General features: G+C 32.0%; 10 protein-coding genes. All 10 read right to left on the minus strand.

Annotated features, from left to right (window positions below):
* Nucleotides 1-82: 82 nt before the first annotated feature.
* Nucleotides 83-2533: a hybrid sensor histidine kinase/response regulator gene (locus tag ACNQGB_RS07090; RefSeq protein ID WP_417944527.1), complete on the minus strand. Its 2451-nt coding sequence runs from the start codon at nt 2531-2533 to the stop codon at nt 83-85.
* Nucleotides 2534-2649: 116 nt separating this feature from the next.
* Entirely contained in the window at nt 2650-6168 is a 3519-nt protein-coding gene (locus ACNQGB_RS07095; RefSeq protein WP_472777089.1) for a response regulator, read from the minus strand.
* A gap of 22 nt (nt 6169-6190) precedes the next feature.
* Entirely contained in the window at nt 6191-6763 is a 573-nt protein-coding gene (locus tag ACNQGB_RS07100; protein ID WP_417945044.1) for a chemotaxis protein CheB, read from the minus strand.
* Nucleotide 6764: 1 nt separating this feature from the next.
* Entirely contained in the window at nt 6765-7589 is an 825-nt protein-coding gene (locus ACNQGB_RS07105; RefSeq protein WP_417945046.1) for a CheR family methyltransferase, read from the minus strand.
* 88 nt (nt 7590-7677) lie between these two features.
* A complete protein-coding gene (locus tag ACNQGB_RS07110; RefSeq protein WP_309755734.1) occupies nt 7678-8112 on the minus strand; it encodes a response regulator in 435 nt (144 codons plus the stop codon).
* Between the two features lie 225 nt (nt 8113-8337).
* The gene (locus ACNQGB_RS07115; protein WP_309755739.1) at nt 8338-8889 is read right to left on the minus strand and encodes a helix-turn-helix domain-containing protein; all 552 of its coding nucleotides are present in this window, start codon (nt 8887-8889) and stop codon (nt 8338-8340) included.
* A 354-nt stretch (nt 8890-9243) separates the two neighbouring features.
* Nucleotides 9244-9714, minus strand: coding sequence for a hypothetical protein (locus tag ACNQGB_RS07120; protein ID WP_417945047.1), 471 nt, complete (start codon nt 9712-9714; stop codon nt 9244-9246).
* A gap of 1 nt (nt 9715) precedes the next feature.
* Nucleotides 9716-10393 (minus strand): peptidoglycan DD-metalloendopeptidase family protein, encoded by a 678-nt coding sequence (locus ACNQGB_RS07125; protein WP_417945049.1) that lies wholly within the window; start codon nt 10391-10393, stop codon nt 9716-9718.
* 156 nt (nt 10394-10549) lie between these two features.
* Nucleotides 10550-10843: a putative quinol monooxygenase gene (locus tag ACNQGB_RS07130; protein ID WP_417945050.1), complete on the minus strand. Its 294-nt coding sequence runs from the start codon at nt 10841-10843 to the stop codon at nt 10550-10552.
* 171 nt (nt 10844-11014) lie between these two features.
* The gene (locus tag ACNQGB_RS07135; RefSeq protein ID WP_417945052.1) at nt 11015-13423 is read right to left on the minus strand and encodes an alpha-ketoacid dehydrogenase subunit alpha/beta; all 2409 of its coding nucleotides are present in this window, start codon (nt 13421-13423) and stop codon (nt 11015-11017) included.
* Nucleotides 13424-13493: the final 70 nt, after the last annotated feature.

Genomic DNA, 13493 nt, shown 5'->3' on the forward strand with positions numbered 1-13493 from the left:
ATGTAGCAGAAAAGTAGTATCGGAGTGTATGAAGTTAAATATCTCTGATGAATGTGAAAACTTGGCTAAACCGCTGGTAGAGTTATTTCAAACTATTTTTTAGGGTATTGAATTCTTCTTGTAATTCAGAGCAAGCTTGCTTACAAATTTTATCTAATTGCGTTACTAAACTAAATATAGTATTGTTTTTATCTTTTGTGATTGTAAAATCATGAATTTTTTTGGCAACGTTTTCATGATCTGGATGGATTCCCATAATAGTAAAGGAAGGTAGCATTTTATGAACAGCAGCGCCTAATAAGGTCCAATTCTCTTCTTTCAAACTTTGTTTAATTGTATTTAATAGGTGAGGAGTTTGTTCTAAATAAATTGAAATCATTTCCATCATTAACTCAGGATTTGATTTGGTACGTCGGTTTAAGTACGTTAAATCAACATATCTTATTTCTTCTATTGAATTTTCATTCTCTACTACGGCATCAATAACTTCTATATTTTTTGGCTTAGATAAAAAGCTCACTATTTTGCTGTGCAGTAGTTTTTCATCAACTGGTTTAACAAGATAATCATCCATTCCTGCTAATTTACATTTTTCTAAATCTACTGTCGTGACATCAGCTGTTAATGCAATAATTGGAATCGAAGATTTCATTGTATTTCTAATGTATTCAGTAGCTTCAAATCCATTCATAACTGGCATTTGCAAATCCATGAGGATTACATCAAACTCTTTTTCTTTCAGTTTTTCAACAGCTATTTTACCATTTTCAGCAATTTCACAATCAAATCCAAAGTCATCTAAGATGGTTCTCATCAACATCTGATTCAAAGTAATATCTTCAACAACTAATATTTTCACATTTTTCATTTGCGAATCGAGCTCCATGATTTCATTTTCTAGTTCTGCTACAGCGTTAGTTTTTTTGAAACTCAACATAAAACTAAAAGTAGATCCTACATGTAAAGTACTTTCAACACAAATGCTACCACCTTGTGCTTCGAGCAATTGTTTTACTATTGCTAGTCCTAAACCCGTACCGGCATACAATCTAGAAGTTCCGCTAGTTGCTTGTTGAAAATTTTCGAAAATACTTCCAATTTTATCCTCAGATATTCCGATACCAGTATCCTTAATAGAAAATTTTAAAACAACATTGTGTTCATCTTGTTGAAATAAATCGACACTAACTGTAACCTTGCCTTTACTAGTAAATTTAACAGCGTTACTTACAAGATTCAGAATGATTTGGTGCAACCTAACAGGATCTCCTATTATAAAATCGGGTATTTTACTATCGTATTCTTTAATTAATTGTAAGTTTTTTTCTAAAATTTTAGGTTCAAATAATTGAAGCATTACGGAAACAGTTGACTTGATTTTGAAAGGAATTTTCTCAAATGTCATTTTTCCAGAATCTACTTTAGCGAGATCGAGAATATCATCTATAAGTACGATTAAAGCATCACCACTCAGTTTGATAGCATTAAGGTATTCATTTTGTTTTGCTGTCAAATCAGTCCTCATAATCACTTTTGTAAATCCAATGATGGCATTCATTGGCGTACGAATTTCATGACTCATATTTGATAAAAATTGCTGCTTTGCTTGCATGGCACCTTCTGCAACTCTAGTTGCTTTTTCTGCTCTAATTTTTGCCTGTTCAGCATGTCCTCTAGCAGATTCAGCTGAAATTTTAGCCTCAATTAATTCATTTGCAATATGTTTTTGATCGGTAACATCTCTTGCAACAAGAACTACACCCAATACCTTTTTTGCATCATTTTTATATACAGATCCATTGAATAGTACATCAATTAAGTCTCCTTTTTTTTGTTTCAGAATTAGTGGACAATCCGTTACAAATCCTTTTTCAAATGCAGTTTGATAAACTTCACGGCCTTTTTGTGAATTCGTAAAATAATCAAAAAAATCAGTACCTATTAATTTAATTCGGGATATTCCTGTTATTTGCACAGAAGCATTATTTACATCCGTTATTTTCCCTTCAGGACTAACTGCAAATAGTGGATCATGACTCGCTTCAATAAGACTGATTGTATATTCTGAAAGTAACTTTTCTTGTATAAGATCGGTATTTAATTTTTTTAGTTGTTCTGCTTGAACCAGTAATTCTTGTGTTTTTAAATGTAAATCTACAAAAATAGCTACTTTAGCTTTTAAAATTTCTGGCGAAAGTGGTTTAATCATATAGTCAACAGCACCCGCTTCGTATCCTTTAAAAATTTGTAACGAATTATCATTACTCGCTGTTAAAAAAATAATAGGTACATGTTTGAGTTTATCGATCTGGCGGATTAGATCTACCGTTTCAAACCCGTCCATTAAAGGCATTTGAACATCAATTAGTATGATGGCAAAATCTTGTTGGTGTATCAGTATTTTCAAAGCCTCATTTCCCGAGTTGGCTCTAACGCATAAATAATTTTCATTAGACAGTATAACTTCTAAAGCAAATAAATTTTCGGGTAAATCGTCAACTATTAAAATTTTGACAGGGCTGTTTATTTTCATTTTCAATTGTAAAATAAAAGTTTTGTTCTTAACTAATTCAAAATTATTTTTATAAAAATCAAAACCATATAAATGTAGTACTATTGCTAATTATAGACTTTTTAAGTGAATTCAAATTATTTACTTAACCAAACACGCATTAATGATAAAAGTCGGTCTACATCTATTGGTTTTGTAATGTAATCGTTTGCTCCAGCGTCGATACATTTTTGTTTGTCATCTTTCATTGCTTTTGCAGTTAATGCAATTACAGGTAATTTTTTGAATTTAATTTGAGAACGAATTCGTTTCATTGCTTCATAACCATCCATTTCTGGCATCATAATATCCATTAATACGAGGTCTATATCTGGATGTTGCTCCAACATTTGTAGTGCATTTTTACCGTTTTCTGACTTGATCACTTCGATTTCACGTTCTTGTAAAATTTTTGATAATGCAAAAATATTTCGCATATCATCGTCTACTAAAAGTATTTTTTTGGCATGAAATATAGCATCCTTGTCGTGTATGCCAGAAATTATTTTTTGTTTGGATTTTGGTAGGTTGTTAATTGTTCGATGCAGAAAAAGTGCCGTTTCATCGAGCAAACGCTCCTCTGATTTTACGCCTTTTATTATAATACTTTCAGCATATTTATGCAACAAATCATTTTCATCTTTAGAGAGTTCTTTTCCAGTATAAACAATAATAGGAGGCATGTTTTGGCCTTTAATACCCTCTAATTTTTGAATAAGCTCAAAGCCACTCATATCTGGTAATCCTATATCTAGAATAACACAATCTATTTCATGTTTCTCATATAGTTCCAGAGCAGCTGCCCCAGTTTCTGCTTCGAAAAATTGTACATCCCCAGTGCCAATGAGTATTTTCATCGCTTTTCTTGCATTCTCATTATCTTCGATGATTAATAATTTTTTTATTTTTTTATTTACAAAATTTTCGATTCGATTGAAGGCATCATCAAGGGTTTCTTTAGATATTGGTTTTATTAAATATTCAACAGCTCCTTCGCGTATTGGCTCAAGCGAACGATCATTTGCAGAAATAATATGTACTGGTATATGTCTTACGGTTGTATTTGATTTTAGCTCTTGCAACACCTGTTTACCTGAAATTCCTGGTAAACCCATATCCAAAATAATGGCTTGTGGATTGAATTTAGAGGCCAGTACAAGCCCATCTTCACCAGTAGCAGCGGTCAAGCATTTAAAACCTTTTATATTGGCTTGTTTTAAAAGTATGTGGGCAAAATTTGGATCATCTTCAATAATTAGCACCACTTTATCTCCAGGACTTAGGTTTGCCCTATCGTCTGGAATAGTAGCATAATTTAGAAAAGTAGTTTCATTTTTATCTATCGGAATATACTGTCTTGGTAGTATAGGTAAAGAATTAGATAGTTCTATTTCAGGCTTGATGGCAAGTGGAAGCACTAATGAGAAAGTTGCACCATTATTTAGACTACTAGTAACAGTAATCTTACCTTCTAATAATTTTGCTAACTCGCGTGATATAGAAAGTCCTAATCCTGTACCACCATATTTTCTAGAAGTTCCGCCTTCGGCTTGCTGAAAAGCTTCAAAAATGGCTGCTTGTTTATCCCTAGCGATACCAATACCAGTATCAGTAACTGAAATATTTATTGATTTGTCTGTATCGGGTTTTACAAGAATGGTAACACTGCCTTTCTTTGTAAATTTGATCGCATTAGAGAGTAGGTTTTTTAATATTTGATTTAAACGTTGCGAATCAGTTGTAAAGAATTCGGGCACATTTTCAGCTATTTCGCAACTAAGAAGCAATCCTTTTTGCTCTGCTAAATGTTTAAAATTTTGAAGTAGTTCAGCAGTGAAATTTTTAATAGTTACATTTTCAATATTTACAGACATTTTTCCAGCCTCAATTTTAGAAAGGTCCAGTACTTCATTGATTAAAATTAGAAGATCATGACCGCTTTTATAGATAATTTCAGCACTTTCGACCTGTACATCATCTAAGTTTTTTTTCCTATTTTCTGATAAATCTTTGGATAAAATAAGCAAACTATTGAGTGGTGTTCGCAACTCGTGTGACATGTTTGCTAAAAATTCTGATTTGTATTTGCTACTTATTTCTAGTTGTTTTGTTTTTTGTTCAATACTACTTTTTGATGCCTCAACTTCTTTATTTTTCTCTTCAAGGGACTGAGTTTGTTCTTCTAACTCGTCATTAGTCATTTGCAATTCCTCTTGTTGTTGCTTCAAATTTTGAGCTTGTTGTTCCAATTCTTCATTCAATTGTCTTAGTTCTTCCTGCTGAATTTGAAGTTCTCCCGCTTGATTGGATAGTTCTTTATTGGCAGTATGCAATTCAGCGGCTCTTTTTTCTTTTTCTTCATTTTGAAAAGCAAGTTCTTTAATAGCAATTCCTAATTCTGCGGCTCTTTTTTCTTTTTCTTCATTTTGAAAAGCCAATTCGCTGTTGGCAATAGCTAATTCCGCAGCTCTTTTTTCTTTTTCCTCCGATTGTAGAACGGTATTTACACTAATCGCAATACTACTCATTGAGACTGCTACAAATTCCTTTTCGGTTTCGCTAAAATCAGTAAACTTTCCTATTTCTATAACACCTATTGTTTTATTATCTAACATAAAAGGAGTTATCAAGATACTTTTGGGTTGGGTATCTAGTACTGCAGAAGTAACACGAATTTGATCATCTGTGGTGTTGGTAAAAACTATTTGTTTTTGTTCCCATGCTGCTTGACCTATAAGGCCTTCATTTAATTTGAAAAAGTCTTTAGTGTTTTCTGCGGATGTAAAAGCAAATTTACCGCTTAACATAAGGCTATTTTCTGATTCATTTAATAAATACACAGCTCCTATATTGGCTTTCAAGTAGGTACACAAAAAACTGATCGTATTATTGGCTAACTCGGTTATGTTTTGGGTTCCCAATAACTTTTCATTCAGCGCCGCATTTCCTAGAAGAAACCAATTTTTACTATCATTTTCTAGTTGAGAGGCTTTAAGTGCCTTTAAATTTGTACTTACTATATTGTAAATTACAATCAGTATTAGTGCTATTATTAGTAACAAAATCACAAAAACAAAATTGAATTTACTAGCTTCTTCATCAGTGGCTTGTGTCCTCTGACTAAGCAAAACGGACTCAGTTTCCTGTGCTTTATTTATAATGTTTCTTATTTCATCTTGAATTTGTTTTCCTTCACCTGATGCTACAAATTGTCGTACTTTTTCATAATCAATTCGTCGAAGTGCAATGCATTTTTCCAGATTTTCAAAACGCATTTTAATTTCATTACGAAGTTCTGCAACATTATTTTGCTGAAAGGGATTGTCTGTAGTTAGTTCGTCTAATTTAGCGAGTTCTTCATTTACTTTGATGTTTGATGCTGTAAAAGGCACTAAGAAATCGTCATTACCTGTAATAATAAATCCTCGTACACCAGTTTCTGCTTCAACGGTTAACATTAAAATTTGTTCAAATTTGTACAATACTGAATTAGAATGGTTGACCAAGATAGTAGAGGCAATGAATTTTTCAGTATTTTTAAAAGAGAAAATGGCAACACCTAAAAGTACCATTGCGCAAGCAATAAACCCAGTTGCTATTTTTTTATCAAGAGTCATATTCATTTTTTAATGTAATTTATTAACTTTTTTGTTGTGCAATTTGTATTATATAATCTGCTATACCTTCTATTGTTCCCAAATAATCAGGAGTAACGGCTGCAATAGCCGATCGAGGCATGTAAGCTGATTCGGCTGTTTCTGGATCTTGAATAATAACTAGTCCTCCATAGTCCTTTATCCTTTTAAGACCTTTTGCACCATCATGATTAGCACCGGTTAAAATGATACCAATTAAGGTGTTTTTATAGGCTTCGGTTGCAGATTCAAACAATACATCAATTGAAGGCCTAGCAAAATTTACACGTTCATCAATAGTAAGCGAAAAAGTTTTATTTTTTTCAATGAGCAAATGATAATTGGGCGGTGCGATGTAAATAGTTCCTTTTTCAATTTTTTCTTTTTCATCTGCTTCTTTTATTTGAATTAAATTTTTTGAATTCAAAATTTTAATCCATTCGCTATCGGAGTGAGGTCCTAAATGTTGCACAATAATTATTGGTAAACAAAAATCAACAGGTAAAGCTGAAAATATTATTTTCAAAGCACTCATACCGCCAGAGGAAACACCTATTACAATTGCTTGGTACTGCATTTTAGTATTTTTTTTTGAAAATACGTTGCTTTGGGTCTAACTCACTATATTTTGAATAGTATTCTGTAAACTGGATACTTTCCTTAGAACCTAAAGCTAAAATTCCTCCATTAATTAAACTATCATAGAAAAGTGTCTGAACTTTATTTTGCAAATTTTGATTAAAATAAATTAACACATTCCGACACAACAATAAATTCACTTCAGCAAAAACGCTGTCTGTTACTAAATTATGATTTGCCCAAACAATATTTTTTTTTAATGATTGGTTCATAATTACATTGTCATAATGAGAAGTATAATAATTTGAGAATGATTCTTTACCACCAGATAATTGGTAATTTGCGGTATATTCTTTTATTAATTTATTCGAAAAAATGCCCTCTTTGGCACTATTTAAAGCTGATTGGTTAAAATCAGTAGCATATATTGTAGTTCGGTCATACAAACCTTCTTCTTGTAATAAAATAGCCATAGAGTATGCCTCTTCACCAGAGGCGCAACCTGCATGCCATATTTTTATGAATGGGTATGTTTTTAAGATGGGAATTACTTTTTCACGCAAAGACTTGTAAAAAACAGGATCTCTAAACATTTCGGTTACTGTGATTGATAAATCCTGCAAAAGTTCTGAGACGAATAGATCATCATTTAAAACCATTGATTGCATTTGAGCAATATCTTTAATACCTGAAATATTCATTCTATTGGTAATCCTTCGTCTAATATGAGCTTGAGAATATTCTCTGAAATCGTAACCATATTTCCTAAAAATGGCTTCTAACAACAATGAAATTTCGAGATCTGATGTATTTGTATGGTGCATTTATAAATATTTTTGGTTTTATTCCAACCAAATCCCGGGATGATATTCATCTAAATAAAATTAAAATACGCTTTGTATAAAGCCTATTTTACATTCGATCCATGTACCAGTTCAATTCTTTTTGCATTTTTTGATACTGAAAAATTGAGGTTATAATTTTTTGTAAACGAACAAAAGCGGTTTCACTCTTTACCACATAATCAAAAGCTTTATGATGCATACAGTTAATAGCAACTTCTATTTTATCCTGAGAGGACAGCATGATTACAGGAGTTTCGGGATTAAACTCTTTTACTTTATCTAAGGTTTCAAGTCCATTCATTGCATTGACTACAATTCCATCAAGTTGATAATCTAATATGACAACATCTGGATTATTTGATAAATTTGCAACACATAATTCTCCAGTGGGGTATGTTTCAATTAAAAAATCGGCATTGTCTAAAAATTCAATTTCTAAAGATTTTAAAAACAGTGCGTCATCGTCTACTAGGAAGATTTTTACTTTAGTATCATTTTTCATTATATGGTATTTTTAGTGTAGGTGTATATTTTATGCTATTTACGCATCTTTTGATTGTTTTAAATATAATTATAGAAGTACTAAAATAAAATTTTGACAATTTTGCAATCCATGAAGATTAGCGAACCTGGTTATCTACTTTATTGTAAATACGAAATCGAGAATTTTTGTACTTAAATATTTTTATAGTTTAATTTTTTTTATTTTTCCATAAAAAAAACCAAACTATTTTTTAAGACCAATTTCCTCTATTGGATTTCGTCTTTTGTCTTTTAGTTGTTTAAAATGTGATGGAGATAATCCAGTAACTTTTTTAAATTGGCTTGATAAGTGCGCTACACTGCTGTAGTTCATTTTCCAAGCAATTTCAGTAATGTTCAATTCACCATAAATAATCAATTCTTTTATTCTTTCCGTTTTATGAGAAATAATAAATTGCTCGATTGTAGTACCTTGAACTTCCGAAAATAAGTTGGATAGATAGGTGTAATCATGATTCAATTGTTGACTCAGATAATCAGAAAAATTAATTTTTATATTTTCAGTCGAGTGATGAACCATTTGAATGATTACGTTTTTGATCTTCTCGATTAGCATGGATTTTTTATCATCCATTAATTCTAATCCAGAGTCTAAAAGAGCCGATTTTAATTGAAGACGTTGATCCATAGTTATGTTTTCCATGATTTCAACCTCGCCTAAATCCACAACCATATAGTGTAAATGGAGTTTTTTTAACTCTTCTTTAACCGCCATTTTGCAGCGATTACTTACCATGTATTTAATGTATAGTTTCAAATTTATTTTTTTAACAGATTATGTAAAATTCTAAAAAAAGACATCAGAAATACTTATATAACTTTAAAAAAAAGTTATAAAATTCACAGATTATTAACAAAAAGATTGTACCAATAGTATAACGCTTAACTAATGGAATACGTCTGGTTTTGATAAATTATTTTAAATCAAGATGAAACATAAGCAGTAAATATTTTGACAACAAAATAAGGCAAAAAGCATTAAATAGGATTTAGTGTTGCAACAAGTACGTTTTTTAACAATTAAAAATAATTATTTTGAACAATTACTTATCAATACGTTGTTTTGTACTAGTATTTTATAGTAAAGTATCTATTTTGAAAAAGAATCTACCCAATCGAGAGATTTAATAGCTGAAACTTTATTTTCTACATTCATTGAAACACGAAGTTCTTTGTTGGCTACTTTTTTTGAATACATTGCTTTGTATCTAAAAATTGTTGTTTTATCGTAATTGTTTTTATACACTTCAACGAGTTCTAAATCTTTGAAAGTACCATAATATTGACGAAATCGGGTACAGGTTTTTGTCAATCGTTCCTCGGTTGTGTTTTGTATAACGGATGATGTTGCCTCAGTTGTATTGAAGGGTTTAAACTTTGATGTATTGCAAGTCATCAAAACTCTCTTACCCAAGTCGTATGCTTTGTCTTTTTGTAAATCATTTATTTCTGCAAAATTAATTTTTTCAAAATTAGCTTTTTTGGGTTCCTCTACGGCTGTTTTTTTTGATTTACAACCAATAAGCAGTAACAGACTGAATACAATAAGTATTTTTTTCATTTTAAGTAATTTTTAATAATAAGTTAGGATCTGGACAATTTTTTAGATAAAATGCCAAATTATTTTTACTACAAACTCCAGGATAATCTCCAAATAAGTTTGAGATGTCGGCAATAATTTGAAAATGCAAATGAGGCGCGTAATCCCCATTTACCGATGCATCACCTAAAGTCGCTATTTTTTGTCCTTTTAGAAAAACGGTGCCAATCTCAATTCCATCAATACTTTCTAACGACAAATGCCCATATAAAGTATAAAATTTATGATCTTCAATTTTATGTTCTAAAATAATTGTAGGACCGTAGTCTCCTAATCCAGTATTATAATTAAAGCTATGAACAAAACCATCTACAGCTGCTAGAACGGCAGTACCTGCTTTTATCCATAAGTCTAATCCAATGTGTATGTTTCGCTCTTCAGTTGTTGTATCGTTGAAAATTCCACTTCGTTTGTACAAATTTCTAATTTCATTGTACCCCCCAAAAGCCACTTTTGCATTATTTTCACTTAAATAATTTTCTATATAAGTTTCAAAATCAGTAGCATTATCTATGTTTTGTTTTTTAAAAATTTCATTATTTATAGAAATATCCAATGGAATATATTGATTATAATCAATTGTAGCATCTATAACTTTTACATTTTCAAGGTCTTGTAATATATTTTCTAGTACTTTCATTTATTATTTATTTTTTAAAACACTAAATTAAAATAATAATGCCAACATAATTATATTACGTTGGCATTATTTAAGTAATTTATTTTTTTAATCTATCATTTTCTCCTTTTAAGTGAGAACGTTATTTACATTTCACTTTCAAAAAAAAGCTAGCAGTTATTTTACAGCTAATAACGCTACAAATTCAATTACTGGATCTTTAGAGAGCAGGGTGCCAGCATTTGCCATCAATGCCTCAGCAATTTTGCCTTCAAGATGTGCTTTTCTTCCCTCTTCTGTTTCAAAAGTATCAAAAATTCCAAAAGTAGAAGTTCCTATTTGCCATCCGTACCAATTTACTGTTTCTGGCTCGTCCAAAACTAGTGGTAATGCGTTTTTTAAAAATGCGGCAACTTCCTCTTCTTTTCCAGGTTTAGCTTCTAGTCGAGCTAATAAGGCATATTTTTCCATTGTTATTTTTTTTAGAATTTAAAAGTACTATTAATCCTTTTCAGATTGAAATAGTTTAACTTTTGTTTACTAATTTATTTATGCTTTATAATGCTCCAAATCGGATAGAGGTAGTCATAAAAAATCCTAACTGTTGCCAGTCAGGATCATTCATTATTAATGTTGTCTGGACTAATATAAACTAGGAAACTTAACAGGATTTACTTCATTCATCATCTCATAAACTTTTTCAAAAATGTCTTCGGATGAAGGTTTAGAGAAATAATCTCCGTCTGTTCCATAAGCAGGTCTATGGGCTTTTGCAGTCAAAGTTTGTGGTTTGCTGTCTAAATAATTGTAGGCGTCTTGTTGTTCAATGATTTGTTGTAAAATATAAGCTGAAGCGCCACCAGGTACATCTTCATCTATTACTAATAGGCGATTTGTTTTAGCAATACTTTTTACAACATCTTGGTTCACATCAAATGGGAGCAATGATTGTAAGTCGATAATCTCACAATCTATACCTACTTCTAAGAGTTCATTTGCTGCTTGTTGAACTAAGCGTAATGTTGATCCATAGGAAACTAATGTAATGTCTGTTCCTACTTTCAGTGTTTCTACAACACCAATTGGCGTTTTAAACTCACCGTAGTTCAATGGCATTTTTTCTTTCAATCGATACCCGTTCAAGCATTCGATTACCAAAGCCGGTTCATCACATTCAAGCAAACTATTGTAAAAACCAGCTGCTTGCGTCATATTTCTAGGTACTAAAACATGAATTCCTCGAATTGCGTTTATGATCATTCCCATAGGAGATCCAGAATGCCAAATTCCCTCCAAACGATGGCCACGTGTTCGTATAATTAATGGTGCTTTTTGTTTACCTACAGTTCGGTATCTGAGTGTAGCTAAATCATCACTCATGATTTGTATCGCATACAATAAATAATCTAAATACTGTATTTCAGCAATTGGTCGCAAGCCACGCAATGCCATACCAATTCCTTGTCCTAATATAGTAGCCTCACGTATGCCTACATCGGCGACGCGTAACTCACCGTATTTTTCTTGCATTCCTTCCAGTCCTTGGTTTACGTCACCAATAGCTCCTGCATCCTCACCAAAGATTAGTGTTTCTGGATATTTGGTAAAAATAGCATCAAAATTATCGCGTAAAATCATACGACCATCTGTATCTTCTTTCGCGTTTTCTGGATATACGGGCAATACTTTTTCTACAGAAAAAACATTTAAATCTGTTTCTGAAAAAAGATTGCTGCTAAATTTTTCTTGTGTTTTTGTAGTGTATGAACTAATCCATTGAGATAGTTCTTCTTTACCGTTTTCATTTTGTAATAATCGCAATACTTTACGTGCTACAACCAAAATTTCCTTTTTCAAAGGTGATTTAATCCCTTTTAAATCGGTGGTAAATTGTACAATACGATCTTTATTTTTACTGGTTGCAGCTAGCTTTTCTAGCAGTCCAACTAGTTGTTTTTGTTCTTCAACAATAGGTTCTATAAATGCATTCCATGCCGCTTTTTTAGCTTCTAAAACTTCTTTTTTGGCATTAGCATCAATAGCATCAATTTCCTCTGGAGAGGCAATATTGATGGCGATCATCCAAAGTTTCATTTGACGAATACAATCAAAATCTCTTTCCCAAGCCAAACGATTGGCATCTTTATATCGTTCGTGAGATCCAGAACTCGAATGCCCTTGTGGCTGTGTTAATTCATTGACGTGGATCAAAACAGGAACGTGGTTTTCACGAGCAATTGCAGCTGCTTTCTCATAAGTAGCTACTAAGTCTGCGTAATCCCAACCTTTAACTCTCAATATTTCATAACCATTAGTACCATCTTCTCTCTGATATCCTTTTAGAATTTCTGAAATATTTTCTTTGGTTGTTTGGTGCTTTGCATGTACAGATATTCCATATTCGTCATCCCAAACACTCATAACCATTGGTACTTGTAATACACCTGCAGCGTTTATGGTTTCAAAAAACAAGCCTTCGGATGTACTTGCGTTACCTATGGTTCCCCAAGCAATTTCATTTCCTTGATCAGAGAAATTTGCAGCATTTGGTATTCCAGCAATTTGTCTGTATATCTTGGAGGCTTGGGCAAGTCCTAATAATCTTGGCATTTGTCCTGCCGTTGGCGATATATCAGCACTTGAATTTTTTTGTTGAGTTAAGTTTTTCCAGCTTCCATCTTCATTTAAACTATGAGTAGCAAAGTGGCCACCCATTTGCCTTCCTGCAGACATAGGTTCTTGTTCTACATCTGTATGACCATACAAACCAGCAAAAAATTGTTGCATTGTCAACTCTCCAATTGCCATCATAAAAGTTTGGTCGCGGTAGTAACCAGATCGGAAGTCACCATTCTTGAAGGCTTTTGCCATGGCTAGTTGTGGTACTTCTTTCCCATCACCAAAAATGCCAAATTTAGCTTTTCCAGTCAATACTTCTTTACGTCCCAAAAGGCTGCATTCTCTACTTGTTATTGCTAACGTGTAGTCACTCAGTACTTCGGTTTTGAAATCTTCAAATGTTAATGTAGTATTGGTTTGTTCTTTTATCATAATTGAAAAGTATAACTTATTAAGGCAAATTTACTTAAAAACTAGTTATTTTCATAATTCTCTAAAAAAA

Source organism: Flavobacterium frigidum (genome assembly GCF_048286795.2).

What these genes read in the sequence shown, in the direction of transcription:
- ACNQGB_RS07090 (WP_417944527.1), bottom strand. Translation starts at nt 2,533, where the DNA reads ATGAAAATAAACAGCCCTGTCAAAATTTTAATAGTTGACGATTTACCC.
- ACNQGB_RS07095 (WP_472777089.1), bottom strand. Translation starts at nt 6,168, where the DNA reads ATGACTCTTGATAAAAAAATAGCAACTGGGTTTATTGCTTGCGCAATG.
- ACNQGB_RS07100 (WP_417945044.1), bottom strand. Translation starts at nt 6,763, where the DNA reads ATGCAGTACCAAGCAATTGTAATAGGTGTTTCCTCTGGCGGTATGAGT.
- ACNQGB_RS07105 (WP_417945046.1), bottom strand. Translation starts at nt 7,589, where the DNA reads ATGCACCATACAAATACATCAGATCTCGAAATTTCATTGTTGTTAGAA.
- ACNQGB_RS07110 (WP_309755734.1), bottom strand. Translation starts at nt 8,112, where the DNA reads ATGAAAAATGATACTAAAGTAAAAATCTTCCTAGTAGACGATGACGCA.
- ACNQGB_RS07115 (WP_309755739.1), bottom strand. Translation starts at nt 8,889, where the DNA reads ATGGTAAGTAATCGCTGCAAAATGGCGGTTAAAGAAGAGTTAAAAAAA.
- ACNQGB_RS07120 (WP_417945047.1), bottom strand. Translation starts at nt 9,714, where the DNA reads ATGAAAAAAATACTTATTGTATTCAGTCTGTTACTGCTTATTGGTTGT.
- ACNQGB_RS07125 (WP_417945049.1), bottom strand. Translation starts at nt 10,393, where the DNA reads ATGAAAGTACTAGAAAATATATTACAAGACCTTGAAAATGTAAAAGTT.
- ACNQGB_RS07130 (WP_417945050.1), bottom strand. Translation starts at nt 10,843, where the DNA reads ATGGAAAAATATGCCTTATTAGCTCGACTAGAAGCTAAACCTGGAAAA.
- ACNQGB_RS07135 (WP_417945052.1), bottom strand. Translation starts at nt 13,423, where the DNA reads ATGATAAAAGAACAAACCAATACTACATTAACATTTGAAGATTTCAAA.